The sequence below is a fragment of the Sulfurovum sp. TSL6 genome (genome assembly GCF_019972115.1).
Classification (GTDB): Bacteria; Campylobacterota; Campylobacteria; order Campylobacterales; family Sulfurovaceae; genus Sulfurovum.
This window is the reverse complement of sequence record NZ_BPFJ01000001.1, coordinates 858,871-881,476: the sequence shown is the minus strand read 5'-3', so window position 1 is coordinate 881,476 and position 22,606 is coordinate 858,871. Positions and strand designations below refer to the sequence as shown.

The 22,606-nt window shown below is 38.1% G+C and carries 23 protein-coding genes and 1 tRNA gene; 4 read left to right on the top strand and 20 right to left on the bottom strand.

The window, feature by feature from the left end; genetic code table 11:
* Positions 1-15: 15 nt before the first annotated feature.
* Positions 16-1,431: a DUF4139 domain-containing protein gene (locus LDM93_RS04285; protein WP_223890845.1), complete on the top strand. Its 1,416-nt coding sequence runs from the start codon at positions 16-18 to the stop codon at positions 1,429-1,431.
* Between the two features lie 53 nt (positions 1,432-1,484).
* On the opposite strand, the gene LDM93_RS04280 is transcribed toward LDM93_RS04285, so the two are convergent.
* The 5 genes from LDM93_RS04280 to LDM93_RS04260 all read right to left on the bottom strand — a co-directional run bounded on the left by LDM93_RS04280 (position 1,485) and on the right by LDM93_RS04260 (position 5,834).
* Positions 1,485-1,703, bottom strand: a complete 219-nt coding sequence (locus LDM93_RS04280) for a cold-shock protein (protein ID WP_223890844.1) — start codon at positions 1,701-1,703, stop codon at positions 1,485-1,487.
* A 281-nt stretch (positions 1,704-1,984) separates the two neighbouring features.
* On the bottom strand, positions 1,985-2,461 hold the full coding sequence (locus LDM93_RS04275; RefSeq protein ID WP_223890843.1) for a hypothetical protein: 477 nt from the start codon (positions 2,459-2,461) through the stop codon (positions 1,985-1,987).
* 187 nt (positions 2,462-2,648) lie between these two features.
* Positions 2,649-3,305 (bottom strand): DUF502 domain-containing protein, encoded by a 657-nt coding sequence (locus LDM93_RS04270; protein ID WP_223890842.1) that lies wholly within the window; start codon positions 3,303-3,305, stop codon positions 2,649-2,651.
* Positions 3,302-5,200, bottom strand: a complete 1,899-nt coding sequence (locus LDM93_RS04265; RefSeq protein WP_223890841.1) for an NAD(+) synthase — start codon at positions 5,198-5,200, stop codon at positions 3,302-3,304. Before LDM93_RS04265 ends, LDM93_RS04270 begins: the two co-directional genes overlap by 4 nt.
* Before the next feature lie 112 nt (positions 5,201-5,312).
* Positions 5,313-5,834, bottom strand: a complete 522-nt coding sequence (locus tag LDM93_RS04260) for a peptidylprolyl isomerase (protein ID WP_223890840.1) — start codon at positions 5,832-5,834, stop codon at positions 5,313-5,315.
* 67 nt (positions 5,835-5,901) lie between these two features.
* On the opposite strand from LDM93_RS04260, the gene pyrF reads away from it, so the two are divergent.
* A complete protein-coding gene (pyrF, locus tag LDM93_RS04255) occupies positions 5,902-6,594 on the top strand; it encodes an orotidine-5'-phosphate decarboxylase (protein ID WP_223890839.1) in 693 nt (230 codons plus the stop codon).
* Here pyrF and LDM93_RS11320 read toward each other — a convergent pair.
* Positions 6,584-6,706, bottom strand: coding sequence for a hypothetical protein (locus LDM93_RS11320; RefSeq protein WP_255586205.1), 123 nt, complete (start codon positions 6,704-6,706; stop codon positions 6,584-6,586). The genes pyrF and LDM93_RS11320 overlap by 11 nt on opposite strands.
* A 168-nt stretch (positions 6,707-6,874) precedes the next feature.
* Between LDM93_RS11320 and LDM93_RS04250 the strand changes: the two genes are divergently transcribed.
* Both LDM93_RS04250 and LDM93_RS04245 read left to right on the top strand, forming a co-directional pair.
* Positions 6,875-6,965: transfer RNA gene (locus LDM93_RS04250), tRNA-Ser, on the top strand.
* A gap of 293 nt (positions 6,966-7,258) precedes the next feature.
* Entirely contained in the window at positions 7,259-7,540 is a 282-nt protein-coding gene (locus LDM93_RS04245; protein WP_223890838.1) for a hypothetical protein, read from the top strand.
* A gap of 245 nt (positions 7,541-7,785) precedes the next feature.
* Here the strand turns inward: LDM93_RS04245 and gdhA are convergent, their stop codons facing one another.
* The 14 genes from gdhA to LDM93_RS04175 all read right to left on the bottom strand — a co-directional run bounded on the left by gdhA (position 7,786) and on the right by LDM93_RS04175 (position 22,331).
* Positions 7,786-9,177, bottom strand: coding sequence for an NADP-specific glutamate dehydrogenase (gdhA, locus tag LDM93_RS04240; protein ID WP_223890837.1), 1,392 nt, complete (start codon positions 9,175-9,177; stop codon positions 7,786-7,788).
* A 242-nt stretch (positions 9,178-9,419) separates the two neighbouring features.
* Complete coding sequence (locus LDM93_RS04235; RefSeq protein WP_223890836.1) at positions 9,420-10,910, bottom strand: NADH-quinone oxidoreductase subunit N; 1,491 nt, start codon at positions 10,908-10,910, stop codon at positions 9,420-9,422.
* Positions 10,903-12,375: a NuoM family protein gene (locus LDM93_RS04230; protein ID WP_223890835.1), complete on the bottom strand. Its 1,473-nt coding sequence runs from the start codon at positions 12,373-12,375 to the stop codon at positions 10,903-10,905. The genes LDM93_RS04235 and LDM93_RS04230 overlap by 8 nt, the downstream gene beginning before the upstream one ends.
* On the bottom strand, positions 12,372-14,264 hold the full coding sequence (gene nuoL, locus LDM93_RS04225; protein WP_223890833.1) for an NADH-quinone oxidoreductase subunit L: 1,893 nt from the start codon (positions 14,262-14,264) through the stop codon (positions 12,372-12,374). Before nuoL ends, LDM93_RS04230 begins: the two co-directional genes overlap by 4 nt.
* Positions 14,254-14,562: an NADH-quinone oxidoreductase subunit NuoK gene (nuoK, locus tag LDM93_RS04220; RefSeq protein ID WP_223890832.1), complete on the bottom strand. Its 309-nt coding sequence runs from the start codon at positions 14,560-14,562 to the stop codon at positions 14,254-14,256. Before nuoK ends, nuoL begins: the two co-directional genes overlap by 11 nt.
* On the bottom strand, positions 14,562-15,077 hold the full coding sequence (locus LDM93_RS04215; protein WP_223890831.1) for an NADH-quinone oxidoreductase subunit J: 516 nt from the start codon (positions 15,075-15,077) through the stop codon (positions 14,562-14,564). The genes nuoK and LDM93_RS04215 overlap by 1 nt, the downstream gene beginning before the upstream one ends.
* Complete coding sequence (locus LDM93_RS04210; RefSeq protein ID WP_223890828.1) at positions 15,052-15,570, bottom strand: NADH-quinone oxidoreductase subunit I; 519 nt, start codon at positions 15,568-15,570, stop codon at positions 15,052-15,054. The genes LDM93_RS04215 and LDM93_RS04210 overlap by 26 nt, the downstream gene beginning before the upstream one ends.
* Positions 15,560-16,822, bottom strand: coding sequence for a complex I subunit 1 family protein (locus LDM93_RS04205; RefSeq protein ID WP_223890827.1), 1,263 nt, complete (start codon positions 16,820-16,822; stop codon positions 15,560-15,562). The genes LDM93_RS04210 and LDM93_RS04205 overlap by 11 nt, the downstream gene beginning before the upstream one ends.
* The gene (locus LDM93_RS04200) at positions 16,819-18,162 is read right to left on the bottom strand and encodes a 2Fe-2S iron-sulfur cluster-binding protein (RefSeq protein WP_223890826.1); all 1,344 of its coding nucleotides are present in this window, start codon (positions 18,160-18,162) and stop codon (positions 16,819-16,821) included. The genes LDM93_RS04205 and LDM93_RS04200 overlap by 4 nt, the downstream gene beginning before the upstream one ends.
* Complete coding sequence (gene nuoF / locus LDM93_RS04195; RefSeq protein WP_223890824.1) at positions 18,159-19,391, bottom strand: NADH-quinone oxidoreductase subunit NuoF; 1,233 nt, start codon at positions 19,389-19,391, stop codon at positions 18,159-18,161. Before nuoF ends, LDM93_RS04200 begins: the two co-directional genes overlap by 4 nt.
* Positions 19,381-19,824 carry an NAD(P)H-dependent oxidoreductase subunit E gene (locus LDM93_RS04190; RefSeq protein ID WP_223890823.1) on the bottom strand — a complete coding sequence of 148 codons (444 nt, stop codon included), beginning with the start codon at positions 19,822-19,824 and terminating at the stop codon, positions 19,381-19,383. The genes nuoF and LDM93_RS04190 overlap by 11 nt, the downstream gene beginning before the upstream one ends.
* On the bottom strand, positions 19,821-21,467 hold the full coding sequence (gene nuoD / locus LDM93_RS04185) for an NADH dehydrogenase (quinone) subunit D (protein ID WP_223890821.1): 1,647 nt from the start codon (positions 21,465-21,467) through the stop codon (positions 19,821-19,823). Before nuoD ends, LDM93_RS04190 begins: the two co-directional genes overlap by 4 nt.
* Complete coding sequence (locus LDM93_RS04180; protein WP_223890819.1) at positions 21,460-21,978, bottom strand: NADH-quinone oxidoreductase subunit B; 519 nt, start codon at positions 21,976-21,978, stop codon at positions 21,460-21,462. The genes nuoD and LDM93_RS04180 overlap by 8 nt, the downstream gene beginning before the upstream one ends.
* Complete coding sequence (locus tag LDM93_RS04175) at positions 21,969-22,331, bottom strand: NADH-quinone oxidoreductase subunit A (protein ID WP_223890818.1); 363 nt, start codon at positions 22,329-22,331, stop codon at positions 21,969-21,971. The genes LDM93_RS04180 and LDM93_RS04175 overlap by 10 nt, the downstream gene beginning before the upstream one ends.
* Positions 22,332-22,606 lie beyond the last annotated feature (275 nt).

Genomic DNA, 22,606 nt, shown 5'->3' with positions numbered 1-22,606 from the left:
TATGAAGGATGATCCATGAAATTTACTACTTCTATTAGCATACTATTTTTAAGTGGAAGCATGAGCTATGCTTCTTCACTTGCTGTCTATCAGGACAAAACTTTTTATAATCTCACACCTAAAAACCATTTTATAGGCTTTTCCAAAGGTCTAAAAGCAAAGTGTGAGGGAACAACACTCCCACTCACTATGAGGAGCAGTTGTCCTTCAGATGATAGATTATGTCAAGTTTTAACAGATCTGAAAAATACAGAGCAAAAGGTACAAGCTGTTCAGCAAAACAGTAAGTTTTTAAGACAACTTGCCTCACTGCCTCAACCTACAGCTGTTGATGCCAATGGTTTGATAGAAGCTGCAAAAGAGCTGGGAGACGCACAGGCAAGACTTTTAGAAGAAGAAAAGGGTTTGCGTGAAGCAGTGCAGATCAAAGAAAGAACATTTGATAAACAGGCACCTGGCAGACGGGCAATAGAGACTGTGAAAACATGCAATACAGAGGTAGAGCTTATCATCCCTTACGGGTATGTATCTTTTTCTACAGCATATGAAGCCGATATACAAGATGAAAAAGAGGTACTCGTCACACAAACTCTCTCCATCACAAACAGAAGCGGTATAGACATTGAAGCAGACAGTGCCATGTTCTATTATCGTTCAGCTAAGCAGTATGTACGCCCAACACACTTTTATCCATGGATTGTGAGAAAGTATGAACCAAGACCACAAATCCTTGCGAAAAGGGCTAAGGCAAAAAGTGCACAGATGGATATGCTTATGATGGCGGAGGAAAGAGAGATCGCATCTGCACCGGCAGTTTCTTATGAAGATGCCAGAGAGTATAAGATAGAAAAACTTGTGTTACCTTCAACCGGCGTACCTTTGGATGTCAAAGTTTTGCAATGGAAAGCGCCACTCTCTTGTGAAGTCCGTGCCTACCCTTATACCAATATCAAAGCCTTTCATGTGTGTTCGTTTGAACCAAAATATCAAATAGAGAGTCACCAATGGAAAGTAAAGTCTTCTCATGATGTGATCAATGAAAAAGCACTGGGTGAGTACAGGGAGGGGAAATACGATCTGTATACAAAAATAGAAGAAGATATTAAAATAACACGCAAGCCCATAGTAAATAAAGAACGTGAAACGGGTATATTTGGCGGTACTGCACGTAAAAAAGATGGCTATAGACTTACGGTCACGAACAAATCAGATAAAGTAAAAAAACTTACACTCATCGAACGTATACCGACCTCCACTACAGAAGAGATCAAATCAAAACTGTTAAGTATCAACGCAAAGAAAAAAGTAAACTACAAAATGCTCAAAGACGGACAGATAGAAATGAGACTTATATTAGCTGCAAATGAAACGAAAAACATAGAAGTATTGTTTGAATTATCGTATGATAAAGATTTAAAAGTGAATTATTAAGAGGGAGATAAAGAGGAAATTGAATTTGCAGGCATGAAGCCTGCAAGCCACTACTAGAGTGGAGTTACGTTCTCAGCTTGTGGGCCTTTTTGACCTTCACCAACTTCAAATGTTACTGCTTGACCTTCAGCGAGAGTCACACGACCACCACCTTCGTTATTAACTTGACGAAAGTGTACGAATACATCATCTCCACCATTCTCTTGTTGGATAAATCCATAACCTTTTTCATCGTTGAACCATTTAACAGTTCCGTTTACTAATGCTGCCATTTTTTGTACCTTTTGGTAATAATTTTCACTTATAATTTAAGTGGAATCCAAATGTGAGAGAAGTCTTTCGGGGTCTAGCAATAACACTTAACACACGAAAGATGAACTCGAACCTCATCTTTCTTCAACTATATTGTAGCCTATTTTTAAACTTATAACCTTATTTAAAATAAAAATATTTATTTTAAATATAATTTGTAATCTCCACCTGCATCTTATACGCTACAGACGGGCTTCCAGCAGTATTGACACAGATGCATCAGGCTACTGTTTTTAGAAAATTATATCATTTCTGTTACTTTTAACATTATATTATTAAGTTCTTTTGCTGCTTTACTGGCAGCTTTTTCCGCTTCGTCTTTAGCGTCACTATAGATATGCAAAAGCTCTTTTTGTTTCTCTGCCCACCAATCTTCACTTTCCATTTTTACAAGGTGTGCTTTCAAGGCTGCAATATCCAGCTCTTGTTGTGCATTGTTCGAAACTTTATAGCTGAAATCATAGGTAGCCTCTTGGAGCCTTTCCATTCTATCTCGCGCCTCCATGATCCCTAAATGTCCTTTGAGTTCTGATTGATCTTCCAAATGATCGTAGGCCTCTTTAAGTTTCTCTTTTACTTCAGATAAATATTTTTTCAAGTCAATCCAAAGTTCACTCACTTCTTCCGTAAAGTCATCACTTTTGGCTTCTATCTCCTTCTCAATTTTCTCTAAGGACTTCTTAGACTCTGAGATAACTTTTTTGAACTCTTTTTCCATTTTTGATCCTTTGGTATAGATTATATAGAATTATTATATCATTTTTGGAGAGATTATATTTTAAGAAAAATATGACTAAGATCTGAGGAGTGGAGACCCTAAAAGTCTCTTGCTGATTTTGTAGATATTTTCGCTATCCAATACCCCTGAATGAATGAAAGGGTGTTAGATAGCGTGGTAGGATTAATTATTCATTATTTTTGATCCACTCACAAAGCGGGGTAAATTCATCTATACTTTTAGGTTCGATCCTTAGGATCTCGGTAAAACTTTTTACACCCATCGAGAGCAGGTATTGTAAGTTGTTGTCGAAGGTGGCATTGTCTATGACATAGATCTTCTCTTTATGGATCTCAAACATAAATCCACCATTGGGTATGGGTGACATAGAGAGCGTAATGGTGTAATGGTCTTTGATGATACTTTCTTTTTGTGAATACATCAGACCTATGTTGTAACCTGCGTTTCCAAAACCTTTGATCGCTACGACCAATACTTGATTTTTGCCTTTTTTGGAAGAGTTGAAAATACCTACGAGTTCTTTGATCGTAGTGTAACCGGGGATTCTTGCAAATAGGTGCTCAAATAGACCTGCAAGTTTTGTTCGTGCAAGATGCCCCAGTATGTAAAGTGTAACTAAAAAGACAACTACCGCGAAAACTTCCCACAAAAAGAAATACTTTTCAGGTATAAAACCGATAAACCTGAATACTTCACCCACTAACAGTTCTATTTTGCCAAAAAGCCATGAAATGATGATGATAATGGCAACGATCGGCAAAAGCCAAAACACTCCCTGGATCATCGTGTTGATGAAGTGCTTTATTGTATTGTTTGACTTCATCTGTCTAACTCCTCTAACCAAATTTCAACATCTGCATCACTGGCCATCTTCCAATCCGCTCTCGGACTTAAAGAGATCGTACCTACTTTTGGTCCATCAGGCATGCACGAACGTTTAAACTGCTGGGTGAAGAAACGTCTCAAAAAGAGTTTGAGCCACTTTGTAATGGTCGCCTCATCATATTTTCCATCAAAGGCTTGTTGTGCCAGGAATCGTATCTTGGTAGGATGTGCACCGTACTTGATAAAATGGTAGAGAAAGAAATCATGCAGCTCATACGCTCCGACGATCTCTTCTGTTTCCTGGACGATCTTATCATCTACATGAGGAAGCAACTCCGGACTGATAGGCGTATCAAGTATATCATCGATAATATCAGCAATAGATATATTAGACTTATAATACTCGATGACATACTGTATGAGCGTCTTGGGTATGCCTGAGTTGAGAGCATACATGCTCATGTGATCACCATTGTAAGTAGACCAGCCAAGGGCTATCTCACTAAGGTCACCCGTACCGATCACAAGGCCACCTTCTTTATTGGCCATATTCATCAGGATCGACGTTCTTGCTCTTGCCTGTACATTCTCATAGGTGACAGTATGTTCATTAACATCGTGTTCTATAGCTTCAAACTCTTTATGGGAGATTTCTGTGACATCGATGGTTTTAAAGGTCACACCCAATGCTTCACAAAGTTTGACTGCATTGGACTTGGTACGGCTGGTGGTCCCAAATCCAGGCATCGTGACTGCAATGATATCTTTCACATCCCAGTCCATTATTTCAAAAGCTTTGTGTGTAGAGAGCAGGGCAAGTGTGGAGTCAAGTCCGCCGGAGATACCTATGACCGCTTTTTTGATATGTGCATGACGCATACGTTTGATAAGTCCATGGGCTTGTATATGGGTAATTTCATCACAACGGTGTGTTTTCTCTGCAAAACGTGAAGGCACGAATGGCATAGGGTTGATAGCGCGTTCCAGTTCATGCATAGCAGGAAGCTGTCCTACTTTAATGACCCGTGTTTTTTTACGTCTTCCGTCAGAGTAGCTTGATTCATTGAGTCTAAGCCATCTTAAACGTTCCAGATCCACATCCGCTGTGATAAGTGTATTTTCCAGACTGAAGCGGCCATTTTGAACCAAAGTTGTACCATACTCCGAGATGATCGCATGTCCTCCAAAAACAGTGTCGGTCGTTGATTCACCTACACCGGAAGAAGCATAGACATAGGCAGCCATACAACGGCCGCTTTGTGTACGTACCAACTCTTCGCGATATTCAGCTTTGCCTATGAGTTCATTGCTTGCCGAAAGGTTAAAAAGAAGGTTGGCACCATTGTTTGCCATATGGTTGCTAGGAGGAGTCACCGCCCAAAGATCTTCACATATCTCCACCCCAAAGGTCATCTCTTTAGTGTCACTGAAAAGAAGGTCAACCCCGAAAGGTATCTCCTCTTCCCATAGCTCTGTTGTGGCTCTTGTGATATCCCGGCCCGTTACAAATTGACGTTTTTCGTAAAACTCTTTTTTGTTAGGCAGATAGCTTTTAGGTATGATCCCTAAGATCTTTCCACTTTGCAGTACAGCTGCACAATTGTAAAGTCTGTCTGCTTCAAGTAGAGCAATACCGATGATCGCAATGGTATTGATCTTTTCTGTCTTTTGTAATAGATGCTTGAGTTGCTCATTTTGAGAAGCCATGAGTGTTTGATTGAGAAGGAGGTCACTGGCAGTGTATCCTGTAAGCGTGAGTTCCGGAAATACAACGACACTAACCTCTTTAGACTGTGCTTCTTGGATGAGTTTGATGACTTCTTCGGCATTTTTTGCAGGATTTCCTACGGTGGTTTTGTTCACAGCCGATGCAACTCTATAATATCCAAACATACAGTTCCTTTTTAAATACCCGTTATTCTCATGCTTGACACTGGAATCTACAGGTTTTTATTTCCGTTTTAATCTTAGATCCTCGTGCTAAGCACGAGAATGAGAAAATGCATTAATCTCTTGATTCAACCACTTCAATACTAACGATGTCATCATTTTGATCAATCTTGTCCAGAACCATGAAGCTTTCAGTATCATCTTCATCGATAGCACCAAATACAGTGTGAACACCATCAAGGTGTGGTGTAGCTACAAAAGTGATAAAGAACTGGCTTCCACCTGTGTTCGGTCCGGCATGTGCCATAGAAAGTGTTCCTCTTCTGTGCGGATGTGTACTAGTGTCCGTTTCACAGTCTATATTCCAGCCTGGACCGCCTGTACCAGCCATAGATGGATTGTCTTTAGAATGAGGACAACCGCCTTGTGCCATAAATCCAGGGATCACTCTGTGGAATTTAAGGCCGTTGTAGAACCCCTCTTCTGCAAGGTGAGCAAAGTTTGCAACGGTGTTAGGTGCATCATCTTTAAAAAGCTTAGCCCAGATGACCCCTTTAGAAGTTGTAAATTTTGCGTAGTTATATGTATCCATTACAGATTGAACGATATCGTATCTTTTTGATTCTTTTCCAAACATATTGTTTAGTCCTTATATATTAAAATTAGGCTATTATTATACCATTAAAAGATAAGAGGTTTTAACTATGGAACTATGTGTAGCACTTGATTTGCCGTCAGCTGAAGAGAATTTGGCCCTTGCAGAGTCACTGAAATCGTACAATGTCTGGATGAAAGTAGGATTTCGTGCCTATATTCGTGATGGCAAACCTTTTATAGAAGCGTTAAAAGCGATAAACCCTGATTTCAAGATATTTTTAGACCTCAAACTTTACGATATCCCCAACACGATGGCAGATGCAGCAGAAGAGATAGCTAAGATAGGTGTAGATATGTTCAACATTCATGCATCAGCAGGGGCTGTCGCGATGAAAACAGTGATGGACAGACTGGCTCCCTATGAAAACCGTCCTTTGGTACTGGCTGTGACGGCATTGACCTCTTTTGATGAAGCAAACTTCCAGACCGTCTACGAAAAAAGCATAGATGAAAAAGCAGAACAGTTCGCAAAAATGAGTTATGAAAATGGTTTGGACGGTGTGGTGTGTTCCACTTTTGAGAGTAGGGCTATCAAAAATGCAACGTCTGACACATTCTTGACACTCTGTCCAGGGATCAGACCTTTTGGAGAAGATGCCGGAGATCAACAGCGTGTAGCAACCCTGGATCTTGCGAATGAAGAGGGTGTAGACTACCCTGTAGTAGGAAGACCTATCTACAAAGACAGTGATCCTCAAAGTAAAGTAGAAGAGATACTGAAGGTAATCGCTACTTTTTGATCTCTTTCTTTTCTTTAGTCATATGGACAGCCTGATCCATACCCTGCATCATAAAGTAAGCACCTAAAGCAAACAGTGCAAGTACGATAAGAGGTGTGAGTTTTTTTAACATTTTGGTACCTTTTTCTGTAAATATATGATGTAATGATAATCAGTTTTTTAGTGATTTTCCTAAAAAATAATAGCATAGAGTGAAAAAAAATCAATTTAGAACGAATTGATATTATTTTAAGCTTCTATTTAACCCAATCTAATTATAATCTCATCCACAAAAACACATGGACAGTTGGGTGAGTTGGCTGAAACCACATCCCTGCTAAGGATGCGTACTCGTAAGGGTACCGAGGGTTCGAATCCCTCACTGTCCGCCATCTAATCCCTTATTTACGGCCTTTCCAGACACTTTAAAAAAATGACTCTGCCAACTTTATTATCATTTACTAATATTTTACTAGTGAGGGTACATAGTTATTATCTGAAGTACATCTTTTATAAAATTAATAATTATAAAAAAGTAATCATTTAGTGCGAATCATGTGCAAGAGGCCAATAACTACCTTTTGCATTAATTTTTAGAAATTGACAGATTAAATTTATATACTATAAACGGAATAATTCAAATGATAGAGTTGGGGTTATTATTACGTTTTCGAAAGATAAAGTAATGAGAAGAATAGGGCGACATACACGATTTAAGAGATTTATTAATGATATTATTGTTCACACTCTATTTATAAAAATGATACTTTTATTAATTGTATTATGGTTAATATTTTCTGCTGGACTATATTTAGCTGAGCAGGGTGTTGAGGGTGCATCTATAGATTCATATGGAGAGGCATTTTCTACCGCAGGCATCGCTGATACACCAACCTCGAGTACCGCTCAGTTTGTTGGTGGTCTGTGGATAGTAATTGGTTCAATATTTTTTTTGGAACGATTGTAGCAACTGTCACATCCTATTTTATGAAACCTATGCAACGACCTCATAAGAAGATAATTGACACAATAGAGTACAACCTCGAACAGTTAGATGATCTGACTATTGACGAACTCGATTTATTAAAGAAAACAGTTGATGGACTAATAGTTCATGTTGAACACTTAAAGAAAAAACAATCAAAAGAATGATGGAAGTAAAACAGGTAGATAGCAATATTTACTGCAATCATATCATCTGATTTTGTCTTTTTATATTCCCTCAGAGATCATTACATCTGCAACTTTTTTGAATGCGGAAATATTTGCACCATCCACATAGTTGCCTTCGACACCATACTCTTTAGCCGTAGCAGCAACATTATGACAAATATCATACATTGTCTCTTTTAGTTTGGCATCAACCTCTTCAAAACTCCATTTCAACATAGAAGCATTTTGACTCATTTCAAAATTACTTACAGCAACTCCGCCTGCATTGGCTGCCTTAGCTGGACCGAAACAGATTTTATTTTTTAAAAAGGTTGCAATGGCTTCCGGAGTAGATGGCATATTGGCCCCCTCAGTTACAGAGACACAACCATTTGCAATCAGATTTTTAGCATCAAGATCAGTCAGCTCATTTTGTGTAGAACAAGGAAAAGCGGCATAACACTCTATGTTCCATACCGCATGCCCATCTTCAGGATATTCTGATGCAGGAATGTAAGTCGCCTCGGGATGTTTGACAATGTATTCCTCCAACGATCCTCCTCTACGGTTGAACTTCAACTCTTTGAGGTATGCGATATCTACACCTCTGGCATCATAAACTGTTCCTCTTGAGTCTGTACAAGTAACTGGAATGGCTCCTATCTCAAGAAGCTTTTCTATGGTGTGAAGTGCTACATTTCCTGCACCGCTCACCGTACATATCTTGCCTTTTAAACTCTCTTTATTTTCTATTTCCAGCATCGCTTCGGTAAAATAAACAACGCCATAGCCTGTGGCCTCCGTACGCGCGAGAGAACCCCCTGAGAAAAGCGGTTTACCCGTTAAGATACCGTCAAAGGTTGACGTGATCTTTTTGTATTCACCGAAAAGATATGATATTTCTCTTGAACCCACGCCGATATCTCCGGCAGGAACATCCATACGTGGACCGATGTATTTGTGTAGTTCTCTCATGAAAGCCCTGCAGAATTTCATGATCTCAAAGTCACTTTTCCCTTTTGGATCAAAGTCACTTCCACCTTTAGCACCACCTATAGGAAGACCTGTCAGTGCATTTTTAAGGATCTGTTCAAACCCTAAAAACTTCAAAACCCCTTCATTAACTGATGGATGAAAACGAAGCCCTCCCTTGTATGGTCCCATTGAATTATTAAACTGAACTCTGTAGCCGGTATTGACCCGAATTTCGTTTTTATCATTCAACCATTCGATCTTAAACTTTATAATTCTGTCAGGATGTGCCAATCTTCTGATAATGTTATGTTTTGCATATCTATCGTCCGCAAGATAAAGTGGAGCAATAGACAATAAAACCTCTTCCACTGCTTGAAAAAAGATATCATGTTCACAACGATAGTGCTCTATTTCTTTTTCTATCTCTTTTTTTATATACTCGTGTGCTTCTTCTAGTGTTATATCTATATGTGACATTATTTAATATTCCTTAAAATGATGATATGAGGATCGTATAATCTATGCTACTTTTGTGATAGAGAGACATAAGAACTTACTATAGCTCCTATACTTATTGTAGCACTTGTAAAATTAATAATCAGTAATAAAAAATTAAGGGGCTACTATAGTCCCTTAATAAAATGCAAGTGAATTGTAGCCAGTGAATTATAGGCCAGAAATTCACTTTTTTTGAATTTTGTTATTATACAAATAAGGTATTAGAAATTAAGCGATTGTATGGCATGTTTACTCAATTCATATAGTTCATTAATACCTGGAATATTTAGTATTAATGATGTTCCTACGCCTCCCCACAATACAATAAAGGCAGCGGTAATGATAAAAGCTAACGATACTCTATATCCATACTCTACTTTTACATAGGCAGACTCTTTAAAATATAGATGTACGATGACTTTAAAATAATAATAGATGGAAATAAAAGCAGTAATTGCACCAAAAAGAGCCAACAGTGTATAGCCTGATTCAATGGCTGATGTGAATATGTAGAATTTACCGATAAAACCTATGGTGGATGGAAATCCGGCCAATGAAAGCATGAAAATTGTTAAAGAGACTGCAATGATCGGGGTGTTTTTACCAAGACCATTTAAGTCATCAAAAGATATAAGTTTATCCGTACCTTTACTGATATAACTTAAAACCCCAAATGCGCCTATGGCACTGATAAAATATGCAAATAAATAAAAAATAATAGCACTGGAAGCACTTGAGTCTGCATCTTCAATGGATGCTAAAGCTATCATCAAATACCCGCTATGAACAACAGAAGAAGCTGCCAACATCTTTTTAACACTATTTTGAATGACAGCTAAGAGTGAGCCACCAATCATTGTTATGACTGCCCCTATCACAATCAAAGGGTCAAAAACCAGTTGAATCAGATCATTGTTTTTCAAAAATACTCTTATGGTAAATGCAAATACAGCAATTTTAAATACCGTGGCCATATACGCTGTAATAGGGAGAGAAGCCCCTTCATATACATCAAGAACCCAAGCTCCAAATGGAAGAGCCGCTATTTTAAACATAATGGTGATAATGATCAACATACCACCTGCGATGATCAATAGTTGAGAGTTTAGATCATGGTTTAAAATATATGCTGCAATAACATTTAAATGTGTACTTTTAGCCTGTGCATAGATAAGCATCATCCCCAGTAAATAAAATGATGCGGAAAATGAGCCGAGTAATAAATACTTGAAAAATGCTTCTGATGCTCTCAGAGATTCTTTATTGAGTCCCACCAAAACATACACAGACATTGAGGCAATTTCCAAAGCTATAAAAGCTGTAAGCAGTTCATTTGCCATCGTTAAAACTACCATGCCAAAAAGTGAAAAAAGAAATAAAACAAATGATTCATGGGTAAAAAAGTTTGTTTGATCTATAAACGATTTTGCAATAGCTAAGGATAAAAAACCACCAAGTAAGAAGAGAGAAATAAAGGTAGCACTAAAGGTATCATAGATGACCATTGCGTTAAATAGTTGAGGCAAAAGTTCAGCAGAGTGTATGTCACCTACACCATTGACAGAAATACAGAAAGTGATAAACAGAGTGGTTAGAGTAATATAATAACCTCTATTTTTATTATAGTATGAACTAAAGCCAAAAAGTAAAATAAACAGAGCACTAAATAATAATAATGCTGGTACTGCTAAAGCGATAAATGCATCACTCATGATAAGATACCTCTTTTTCAACGGTATAAGATAGAGCTGTCGGCTCAATCTTTTGCATAAAATAGTTTGGGAAGATCCCCATCGCTAAGATGAGTAAAGCCAGAGGTATTAATGCAATAAGCTCATGCATTCGAAGGTCTTCAAAGTTTTCTGTAGCCTTATTTACCTTGCCATATAAAACTTGACTTATCATTTTAAACATAAAAAGCATTGCTATCAATAGGGTAGTGGCAGTCATAAATCCTATATAGATATTATAGTGAAATGCACCAAGAACGATCAAAACTTCAGCAACAAAACCTGCTGTCATAGGTACGCCAACAATACTCAAAGCAAACAAAGTGAAGAATAACGAAAATCTTGGTGCAACTGCTGCAATACCGCCAAGAGAAGAGATGTCATATGTCTTGGTTCTTTCATATAACATAGCAGCCATCATAAATAGAGCAGCAGAAGAGATAGCATGAGCAACGATCAGATAAGATGAACCGATCAGTCCATAGACATCGTAGATAAAAAAACCAACGACAATTAAAGATAAATGAGAAGCAGATGAGAGTGCGAACATACTTTTTAAATGGGTTTGACTCATAGCGGATATACCAAAATATATCAGTCCCAAAAGTCCGATTCCTATAAAATAAGAGGCTAGTTCATGGGAAGTCTTATCCAATAGGGTAAATAACACTCTCCATATTGCATAAGCACCAAGTTTTGCCATGAGTGCCGACATGACCACGACAGCTCCTGTTGGTGCACTCCTGTACGTGTCGATCAGCCACGTATGAAATGGAAATATGGGGATCTTTATAGCAAACGCAATCATAAAACCACTAAATACCAAAATAGATTGTGTCGAATCTAAAACGAGGTTTTGAAGTTTATCTAGATCAAAAGTGTAGACACCAAACTGTAGTTTATATTGTACTGCGATATATAAGATAGAAATAAGCATCATTAATGAGCCAAATATAGTATATATATTAAATTTCATTGTAATAAAATTTTTGTTTCCATAACCGAAAAAACCGATCATTAAAAATATTGGTAGCAGCATAATCTCCCAAAATAGATAAAAAAGCATCAGGTCAAGAGATAATGCAACCCCCATGATACCACCTTGAACAAACAATAAATTAATCCAGTAACCGCGTTTATCTCTTTGCTTATATAGGGCTATGGCTACCAGTGGCATTAAGATCGCATTCATGACAACAATACCAAGAGATACCCCATCCACACCAATATGATAATTGATACCATACTCAGATATCCAACGATGCATCTCTTCAAATTGTATAGAAGCATGATGTTCAAAACTTATGTAGAGTTTTAGTGTTAAAAATGCGATCATCGATGTTACCATCATATAAATGATCTTAATGAGTCTGATAGGTATTCTTACAAAAAACAATAGCACTGCAGTGATGATAGGCAAGAAGATAATGATGCTTAATATATTCATAGTATTGCCTTCAATAATAAAAATAGATATATGAATCCTAAAACAAGACCTATGAGCATATAAAGTGCATAGAACCTCACATTTCCATTTTCAAGAATTGAGAAAAATTTTCCAAGTTTTCTATAATTGAATGCCATTGAATTAATCGTATTATCAATGAGTTCGTGGCTTATTTTTCTATCTAAGAAAACAGATAATAGGTATAGGGGTTTGACAATGATCAGGTTGTATAGTGCATCAATATAAAATTTATTTGCAACAAAGCCGGTGTTGCTCTCTTTCAGGATCGTATCCTTGTATGCATATCTTTTATAGGCATAGAATATGACAGAGAGTATTAATACCGTATTGACTGACATTAACACTATCTCATGGGTATGCGAAAGAACAAAGTGTCTATTTGCAAGATCAAGCCAGCATGAAATATGTAAATTTCCACCAAATATTTCGGGAAGGTTTAGCATGCCTGCAAAGATAGAAAGCAGTGTTAAAATGGCCATCGGATAGATCATGGATTTGACACTGTTTCGGGAAGGTTCCAGCGTAGCTTCATAGGTAGTTTCACTGAAAAAGAGTACAAATAGCATCCTGAACATATACAAGGCAGTGAATAATGAAGAGAGCAGTGCCATCAAAAACAGATCTAAATGATGACTGGCATATAGGACAGTCATAATGGCATCTTTAGAAACGAAAGCGGACAGGGGAGGTATAGCAGAAATAGTCAGTGACCCTATAAGCATCATGATAAAAACAGTAGGTACAGACTTTCTTATGCCACGAAGTTTCCGTATATCTTGTGTATGATGAAATGCAACGATAATGGCACCGGCTCCCATAAAGAGTAATCCTTTAAAAAAGGCATGTGTGAACATATGAAATAATGCAGTAGAGTAGGCACCAACTCCAAGAGCCATAAACATAAATCCCAGTTGAGAGATCGTTGAATAGGCAAGTATCTTTTTAATATCATATTGTCTTGTAGCAACGACAGCGGCAAACATTGCACTAAGTGCTCCAACGTATGCGATCAAAAGTGAAACATCGACGGTGAGAGTGTATAAAGGTGCAAAACGGGCAACCATATAAATACCTGCTGTAACCATAGTGGCGGCATGTATCAGTGCAGAAACAGGTGTTGGCCCTGCCATTGCATCAGGTAACCATACAAATAACGGTAATTGTGCAGATTTCCCCATCGCTCCAACAAAAAGTAAGAGGGCAATTAAACTTAACATGGGTGACTCTATGGAAGATAGGTTTGAAAATATTGCATGATAAGAGAAACCACCACTGCCTATTTCAATAAACAAAAGCATCAATGCACTTAAAAATCCGAAGTCTCCCACTCTATTTACAATAAATGCTTTATTTCCGGCATAGGTATTTTTAATATCATCAAAATAAAAACCTATAAGTAGATAGGATATGAGTCCGACTCCCTCCCAGCCTACAAACATAATAATAGGATTATCTGCCAATACCAGTAAAAACATAAAAAAGATAAACAGATTAAAATACGTAAAAAAACGCCCATAACTCTTGTCTTTATGCATATAACCTGTGGCATAAATATGAATGAGAAAACTAACCGGTGCAACAAAAAGCAACATAAAAGAACTTAGTGCATCAGCTTTGAGTGTCACTTCAATGGTAAAATCACCGATATTCAACCATGTAAAAAGATGTGAAACAAAAAGTTTATGTTCAAAATAACTACTATAACTGATATACAAAGCAATCATTGCACTTAGTCCGGAACCTGATAATGCCAAAAACGTATAGAGCGTCTGTTTGGTATATCTCGTGCTGATAGTGAGTAAAAAAATCAGAAATGCACTTGTGAGCGGAGCAAGAAGTAAAATATTTAAAAGTATGCTATGACTCATATTTACTACCTAGTAGATCAAAAATATTGGCATCAAGTGAGCCCTTTTTTCTAAATAGTACAACGAACAAAGACATAAAAAGTGCAGCTTCTGCCGCTGCAATAGCTATGATGATCAGTGACATGACATGACCTGAGGAGTCTCCCAGATCTCCACTTATGGCGATCAAAGATAAGTTTACGGCATTGAGCAGCAGTTCTATAGACATATATATCACAATAATGTTCCTTCTGCTTATCAGTCCCACCATCCCAATGGAGAAAAGTATGATCGAGAGTATCATGTATGCTTTTAACATCAATCATTCCTTTTTGAGAGCGTTACAGAACCAACCAATGCAACGAGTAGTAAGACAGAGACCAATTCAAAAGGCAATACCCACTGACTGTAAAGTGTCAAACCCACATCTTTGATCGTTCCGAATGACTCATCTGTGACACTGTTGAGAGCAATGTCACTTTTAAGGATCAAATGAATCAGAATAGCAGAAAAGGGCAGGATAAGGAGAGTTGTTCCGAGCAGCCACAGGTTTTTGTACTTTTCATCAGGTAAATTCTCATCCTTGATATTTAAAAACATAATAATAAACAATATCAGTGTTAAAATGGCACCTGCATAGATAATGATCTGTACAACAAATAAAAATGTTGCATTTACAAGTCCAAAAAGTGCAGCAATACTGATAAGTGTCACGATAAAACTGAGTGCTGAATCAATAGGTCTATGCGCAGTGATCATCACTATGGAGCTTACAACAGCAAGCACTGCCAATATCAAAAAAATGATCTCATTTTGCAAGGCTATACTCCTCATCTGAGATACCTTTGATACTCAGTAGTTTCTCTTTGTTGTAGATAAAGTCTTCTCTGTTATCACCTATGACTGAGAATATACCGCTATCCATCCGGATGGCATCACAGGGACAGGCTTCAACACAATACCCACAGAACACACACTCTAACAAATCAATATTAAACACTTCGGGCATCTTTTCATCCACACTGTCCTCTCTGGCGACAGCAACAATGTTGATACAGTCTGCTGGACAAGCTGTGGCACACATAAAACAGGCTACACACGCAATGGAATCATCTTCTTCTCTATGTGTCAGTCTATGTACTCCACGGTAACGAGGCGTAATATCTGTAGGCATCTGTTCAGGATAACAGATCGTAGGGATATTACTGGCATTACTTAAGTTTGCTGTGAAATGCTTAAGTGTTGTTTTCATCCCGGAAAATACAGCATGCAGATAGATTTTCTCTTTAAAGGTATTTCCATGACGTTCAACCACTTTAATTCCCATAATTCACTCCTACTACAACCATCGCTGTGATAAAGATATTTGCCAGAGAAAGCGGCAGTAAAATATTCCACCCGAGTTTTTGGGTTTGGTCATACCGAAAACGAGGCAACGTCCATCTCACCCAGATAAAAACAAAGTGTAGAAAGAAAAGCTTGACAGTAAAAATAGCGAACTGTAAGAGCATGACACCTAATGTACCGGCATCTCCCAGTCCAAGAGCATAATAAGACATCAGCATGATTGCAAAGATCGTAAGCCCAATAATCATCGTTGTATATATTTTTGTCTCATTGAAACCAGACGTTCTAAATATGTTGTGTTTTCTCATCCATTTTAAAAATATCAGAGAACTTACAACAGCAAAGGCTATGATGATCCATAAGACTAATTCAAAATGGTTTAAAAGGTCAGCTGTACTGAGATAGGGAAGTTGGTATCCACCAAAAAAGAGCGTCACGATCAATGCACCTGAAGCTGCCATAGCAATATACTCCGCTACAAAAAAAAGACCAAATTTCATTGCACCATACTCAGTATGATACCCGGCAACTACTTCACTTTCTCCTTCAGCTGCATCAAAAGGGGCTCTGTTCGTCTCAGCAAATGCTGTGACTATAAAAATGATCGTGGCTAGAGGCTGGAGTACAACACCCCATGCAGGAAGTATAAAAAAGCTTTGTGACTGGTAAACGACCATATCATTTAAACTGATGGTACCGTAAGTGATCAGCATAGATACTAAAGATAAACCCATAGCAACTTCATAGCCGATCACTTGTGCAGTAGCGCGCAGAGAACCTAAAATGGCATATTTATTGTGACTGGCCCAACCGCCAATGATAATGCCATACACACCTAACCCTGCAAATGCCAAGAACCATAATACACCTAACTCTGTCGGTAGCGCTTGCATGTGATACGTCTTCTCATCGATCGTGATGTTGTCAGCATAAGGTATCACCATAAAAGTTAAAAATGCACTCATAAAGGCAATAGAGGGCGCTACCAAATAGTAAAATTTATTTTTAATATGTGAAGGTAAAAATTCTTCCTTGAAAACAAGCTTCATCATGTCCGCAACGGATTGAATAATTCCGCCAAGTCTAAATCCTTTTATATGACATCTATTAGGTCCAAGTCTGTCTTGGATCAACGCAGCAACTCTTCTCTCCATCCAGACCAAAATAGGAACACTGGCAAGTGAGTAAAGCAGTGTTAAAACCAGGGGGAGAAGAATGAAAATGGTATTCATACTAACTCTCCTAAGAGTTCTACTAAAGTAGGGGTCTCACTCTTATATTTAGTGGCATAAAAATCTTGTCTTATACCATCGCAGTTGATAATAGTACCATTGTCATGCGCAAAGTTGGCAATAGCAAAAATAAGTTCATAATGCGTATCACAATTTGATGTTGTGAATTGAACCACTCTCTTATGGTGTAAGGCTTGATGTTTTAAAAGGTCATGATCAAAATTGATGACTACTTCTGCATTTTCCAAAGAAGTCTCAAACGCCTCTTTAGAACTATTGATATTGAGCTCTTTTACCCCTGTAAAGTTAGCACTGAGATCATTGGTCCTTAGCCAGTCATCCCCAAAATTCTCATCCATATAGGCTAGAGAAAAAAGATCAATATCATACGTTTGACAAAAACTTTTTACACTCTGAAGCTGTTGAAGACTCATGGATGGGGAGACCAAAGCAAGTTTGTTCTCCATCGTAAGTAGTGCTTTGAACTCCTTTATCTCTGAGACTGTACCACTGAAGCTCTCATTTAACTCTTTATAGCTAAGTCTTCCGTAATCACATAAAAATGATTGATTTATCTGCGTGTTTCTTCTTGCCCTAAATCTATGAATTTTTTCATGCGCGTATTTCGTTTCATTGTAGTCTATATGAATATTGCATCCGCGTGAACAGCCATGACAGATACTTTCCGCAGAATCTAAGAACCATACACGCTGTTTAAATCTAAAATCTTTTGAGGTTAATGCCCCAACAGGACAGAGTTCAACGACATTCATCGCATAGGGATTATGTAGTTCACGTCCAGGCGCTACTGCAACCCGTGCACTGTCTCCACGCCCAATGATACCCAGCTCACCGGTTTTTGTAATATCTGAAGTAAAGCGAGTACATCGTGTACATAAAACACATCTCTCCTGATCAAGTATTACATTTGAGCCAAGGTCTATATGTTTGCCTTTTTTTGTTTTTGGGGTACTGAGATGACTCTCATAGAGACCATAGTCCATGTAATAATCTTGAAGTTTACACTCACCAGCCTGATCACAAATAGGGCAATCTACTGGGTGGTTTAGAAGTTCCAGTTCAAGGATAGAGCGTTTGATCTCCGTGATATTCTCACTTTTTGTTGACACTTCAAGATTCTCTTTTACGAGGGTGTCACAGGCTATCTGAGGACGTTTTTGACCTTTGATCTCAACCATACACATTCTACAGTTACCATCCGCACCTAAGTCCTGATGGTAGCAAAAATGAGGAATATGGATGTTGTTGTTTAACATGACATCAATGAGAAGTTCATTTTCTTCGCATTCTATGGGAGTGTTGTCGATCATGATTTTCATACGATACACTCCAGAAACTCACTCTCAAAATGTTTTAAAAATCCATCGATCACAGCACTTACCGCAGGAGCAAATACACAGATTGTTTTTCCATTCATACTTTGACTCACTGACCTTAAAATGTTCAAATCCTCTTGTGTCGCTGTTTTAGCTATAAATTTATCTAGTGTCTTGTCAACCCAAGAAGTTCCCTCGCGACATGGTGTACACTGTCCACATGATTCATGATGATAAAATCTAAGTAGATTTTTCAAAGCTTTTACCATAGATACATCTTCATCTAAAATGATCATTCCTCCCGTACCGAGTGCAGAGCCAAGACGCTTTAAACTCTCATAATCAAGTGTTGCATCTTTGAGCATACTTGCAGGAAGCACAGGTGTTGAAGCACCGCCTGGTATCACAGCTTTCAGCTTTTTACCATTTTTTACTCCGCCACCCATGGTTTCTATATATTCAAGCATGCGCACACCAAATTCAGCTTCATAGACTCCTGGATTGGTAATATTCCCACTGATCGCAAAAAGCAGAGTTCCCGGAGATGCATCCGTTCCATAGGCTCTATACGCATCTGCTCCATTTTCTATAATGAAAGGAACGGAAGCGATCGTTTCAACATTTGTAACGAGAGTTGGTTGGCCAAAGTAAAACTCCGGCTGCGGTGTTTGAGATTTTAGTCTTGGATGGCCTCGATTCCCCTCTAAAGATTCTAACAGTGCAGATTTCTCTCCGCAAATATAGGCTCCAGCACCTCTATGTATGGTGATATCTACAAGATATTTTGACTTACTGCCCAAGATCTTTTTTTCATATGCTTCCTCTATAGCAGATTGTAGAATATCACTGAACTCTTCATATTCACCTCTGACATAAATATAGGCTGTGTTTGAGCCGATAGCGTAACATGCAGCAATGATCCCCTCAATGAGAAGATGCGGATCGTGCGAAATGATCTGTCTGTCTTTAAAGGTTCCCGGTTCACTCTCATCTGCATTGACTACGACATATTTTATGCCATGATGATCACTGGCTAATTGCCATTTATTACCAGCATATGCTCCGCCTCCACCTTTGCCACGGAGACCACTGGCTTTAATGGTATCGATCACTTGTTGCGGTTTATAGGTAAAAAGTCTATCAAGAGATGTATATCGTCCGTTTTTCAGTGCAACATCCATGGTGTGTGACAGTGGTATGTCAAAATTTTTGCTGACGATCTTAGTTTGCATCTAAAACCTCGTCAATTTTCCCAGGTGTTAAGTTCTCAAGGTACTTACCATCGAGTGTACACATCGGTGCACCCGAACATGCACCCATACATTCAACTTCAATGATCTCAAAGGCATCACTATAGTGATTTTCAAGATGTTTTTTTATCTCTTCACTGCCATTTAGCTCACAAGAGAGTGTTCTGCAGACTTCTATCACTCTTTTTTCAGGTTTTTGAAGTCTGAACATTGTATAAAAAGTTGCTACACTGTACACATGCATATATGGCATCTGTGTAAATTCCGAAATATACTGCATTGCATCTTCTCTTATGTATGACTCCTGCTTTTGAGCCAGCCAAAGCAGAGGCAATATAAGTGCTTTTTTTTCTGGATAACGGTCTTTGATCAAATCGATCTTCATAGTGTTGTTTTGGTTAAAAGAAAAACTCATCGATCCATCTCTCCGGCAATAATATTTAAACTTCCAAGAGTAAGGATGGCATCTGCAAGTTGTGATCCCTCTATGATCTCCGGGTAGGCACTCATGGCAGTGAATGATGGCGCTTTTACTTTGACCTTATAGGGCGTCCCGCTTCCATCACTCACAATGAAAAATCCAAGTTCTCCATTGGTAGCCTCTAGAGCACTGTAATGTTCGCCGACAGGCACTTTAACCCCCTCATAAATAAGTTTAAACTGATTCATCGCACCTTCTATAGTGCCATAAACAGCCTCCTTATCTGGCAATGTGACAGAAGCATCTTTGACATTCACATCACCCTCGGGTAGGTTTTCCATCACCTGCTTAATGATCTTAATGCTCTCATCTATCTCAGCAAAACGAACCATCACTCTGTCATACACATCGCCGACACTGCCAACGACAACATCGAACTCGTAATTTTCATATCCATAATAAGGGGTGTCTTTTCGCATATCAAAGGCTACACCCGTTGCTCGCAAATTTGGACCTGTTATAGCGTAGTTAAGTGCATCTTCTGCACTGATGACACCTACATTTTGCGTTCTGTCATGAAAAATTCTATTATGCTTTATAAGGGCTAAGGTCTGTTCTACACCATGCTGAATTTTTTTGATGACTGCTTTCAGGTCTTCTTCAAAACCCTCATAGAGATCATTGGCCATTCCACCGACTCTCATGTATGAATTTGTCAGTCTTGCACCTGTAAGTTTCGAAAGCAGATCATAAATGTCTTCTCTTGGATTATACATATACCAGTAATTGGTAAGTCCGCCCATATCGACCAAAACTGCAGCCAAACATACCACATGATCTTCTATCCGAGAGAGTTCCAGCAACATCACTCTGATCGCTTGTGCACGTTCGCTCAGAGTAACTCCCAGCATCTCTTCAACGGTTTTTACAAAGGCGATATTGTTACTGATAGCAGAACAGTAGTTTAGTCTATCGGTATAAGGGATTATTTGATTATAAGTATGATTTTCGCAGCTCTTTTCAAACCCTCGATGCAGATAACCAATCTCAGATACTGCAGCTTCTACGGTCTCTCCATCAAGCGCAACATACGTTCTGATAGTACCATGACTGGCCGGGTGGGAAGGACCAAGATTTAAGAACATAAGATCTTTGCTGCATTCACTAAATAAACCATTGTCTGTTTTACACACAAGACCTTTGCTTAGCAGTCTATGGTTCATTTCATCAATAAGGTCGTCCGTTTCATGAAGAATCTGACCTTTTGTGATAGGGTAAGATTTTCTTAAAGGGTGTCCTACGAATTCTTTATGATTGAGCACTCTTCTTAGATTTGGATGGTTTTTAAAGGAGATTCCATACTGGTCATACACTTCTCTCTCTAGCCAGTTTGCACCTTTGAAAATATCTGAAATAGTCTCTATCTCCAGTTCATGCAAATAGGTTTTAATGACAATATAATTCTTGAAGCTTTCATGACGGAGTATATACACTAAAGCAAAATCTTTCTCTTGCTGTGTGATGTAGTCACTGTAATCTATCGCAGTAATATCAAGTAGATAATTAAATCCCTCATCATATTTACTTTTTATAAATGCATGTATCTCATCAGACAAAACTATCATTTTTTCAAACATTATCAAGTAAGCCTTTAAAGTTCTCATGTCTGTTTGGGTTGTACTTATTGGTTCTTAAATCTTTTTGTAGAGTTAAGAGTGCATCGAGCAGCGCTTCTGGTCGTGGAGGACAGCCACCCACATAGAGATCAACCGGGATGATCTGATCTATCCCTTGCATGGTCGTATAGTTGTCATAAAATCCACCACTACATGCACAAGCCCCCATACTGATCACCCATTTTGGTTCACTCATTTGATCATAGATCTGTTTTAAGATGGGACCTTGTTTGTAGGTAACAGTACCAGAAACGATCAACAAGTCTGCCTGACGCGGTGAAAAACGGACAACCTCTGCGCCAAAGCGGGAGATATCATATTTACTTGCAGCCACACTCATAAATTCTATGGCACAACAAGCCGTTCCAAAGATCATAGGCCAAAGAGAAGATTCCCTTGCCCATCCTATGGCTTCATCAAGTTTAGTCGTGATCGCAATGTTATTCGGCAGTGACGGATTACTTAACTCCATTTCAAGGCACCCTTTTTATAGATATAGATCAGTCCGGCAAGAAGCAGTGTCATGAATATAAACATTTCAACAAGCCCAAACAGACCTGTATCACGAAGTGTCACCGCCCAGGGAAACATAAAAAGTATCTCAACATCAAAAATAATAAAGATAATAGCTACAAGATAATACTTGATATTAAAACGCTCAAAACTATCTTTGTATGTTTTTTTTATACCACTTTCATAGGTTTGATTAATCGCATTATTGTTTTTTGTTACATCACCGAGATAACGACTTAAATGAAATAAAAAAGGTATCATCACTGTAAGAATTAAAATAATGGTCAATGGTAAATAAAAATTATCATTCAATTTGTCCCCTTTAAAAAGATTTTATATTATAGAAAAAGACTATTACAATTCTGCTAGAAAATTTAATATTTTATTATATTATTGTATCATAAATTTAAATACTAAATTGGCTATGTACTTTACATTTGCTACACGTATAATTGTATGATTTTAAAACAGAGAAACTAACTATATCTATTATAAAATGAGTTATTGATATAAAAAATTAGATCAAATGAAAAAAAATAGCTGCCCGAATCATAGATTATATCCCGTATTTTCGGTTTTTCGATTAC

Bases quoted from the DNA above. Each gene is read 5' to 3' on its own strand.
- LDM93_RS04285 (WP_223890845.1), top strand. From the start codon at position 16: ATGAAATTTACTACTTCTATTAGCATACTATTTTTAAGTGGAAGCATG.
- LDM93_RS04280 (WP_223890844.1), bottom strand. From the start codon at position 1,703: ATGGCAGCATTAGTAAACGGAACTGTTAAATGGTTCAACGATGAAAAA.
- LDM93_RS04275 (WP_223890843.1), bottom strand. From the start codon at position 2,461: ATGGAAAAAGAGTTCAAAAAAGTTATCTCAGAGTCTAAGAAGTCCTTA.
- LDM93_RS04270 (WP_223890842.1), bottom strand. From the start codon at position 3,305: ATGAAGTCAAACAATACAATAAAGCACTTCATCAACACGATGATCCAG.
- LDM93_RS04265 (WP_223890841.1), bottom strand. From the start codon at position 5,200: ATGTTTGGATATTATAGAGTTGCATCGGCTGTGAACAAAACCACCGTA.
- LDM93_RS04260 (WP_223890840.1), bottom strand. From the start codon at position 5,834: ATGTTTGGAAAAGAATCAAAAAGATACGATATCGTTCAATCTGTAATG.
- pyrF (WP_223890839.1), top strand. From the start codon at position 5,902: ATGGAACTATGTGTAGCACTTGATTTGCCGTCAGCTGAAGAGAATTTG.
- LDM93_RS11320 (WP_255586205.1), bottom strand. From the start codon at position 6,706: ATGTTAAAAAAACTCACACCTCTTATCGTACTTGCACTGTTTGCTTTA.
- LDM93_RS04245 (WP_223890838.1), top strand. From the start codon at position 7,259: ATGAGAAGAATAGGGCGACATACACGATTTAAGAGATTTATTAATGAT.
- gdhA (WP_223890837.1), bottom strand. From the start codon at position 9,177: ATGTCACATATAGATATAACACTAGAAGAAGCACACGAGTATATAAAA.
- LDM93_RS04235 (WP_223890836.1), bottom strand. From the start codon at position 10,910: ATGAGTGATGCATTTATCGCTTTAGCAGTACCAGCATTATTATTATTT.
- LDM93_RS04230 (WP_223890835.1), bottom strand. From the start codon at position 12,375: ATGAATATATTAAGCATCATTATCTTCTTGCCTATCATCACTGCAGTG.
- nuoL (WP_223890833.1), bottom strand. From the start codon at position 14,264: ATGAGTCATAGCATACTTTTAAATATTTTACTTCTTGCTCCGCTCACA.
- nuoK (WP_223890832.1), bottom strand. From the start codon at position 14,562: ATGTTAAAAGCATACATGATACTCTCGATCATACTTTTCTCCATTGGG.
- LDM93_RS04215 (WP_223890831.1), bottom strand. From the start codon at position 15,077: ATGAGGAGTATAGCCTTGCAAAATGAGATCATTTTTTTGATATTGGCA.
- LDM93_RS04210 (WP_223890828.1), bottom strand. From the start codon at position 15,570: ATGGGAATTAAAGTGGTTGAACGTCATGGAAATACCTTTAAAGAGAAA.
- LDM93_RS04205 (WP_223890827.1), bottom strand. From the start codon at position 16,822: ATGAATACCATTTTCATTCTTCTCCCCCTGGTTTTAACACTGCTTTAC.
- LDM93_RS04200 (WP_223890826.1), bottom strand. From the start codon at position 18,162: ATGAAAATCATGATCGACAACACTCCCATAGAATGCGAAGAAAATGAA.
- nuoF (WP_223890824.1), bottom strand. From the start codon at position 19,391: ATGCAAACTAAGATCGTCAGCAAAAATTTTGACATACCACTGTCACAC.
- LDM93_RS04190 (WP_223890823.1), bottom strand. From the start codon at position 19,824: ATGAGTTTTTCTTTTAACCAAAACAACACTATGAAGATCGATTTGATC.
- nuoD (WP_223890821.1), bottom strand. From the start codon at position 21,467: ATGTTTGAAAAAATGATAGTTTTGTCTGATGAGATACATGCATTTATA.
- LDM93_RS04180 (WP_223890819.1), bottom strand. From the start codon at position 21,978: ATGGAGTTAAGTAATCCGTCACTGCCGAATAACATTGCGATCACGACT.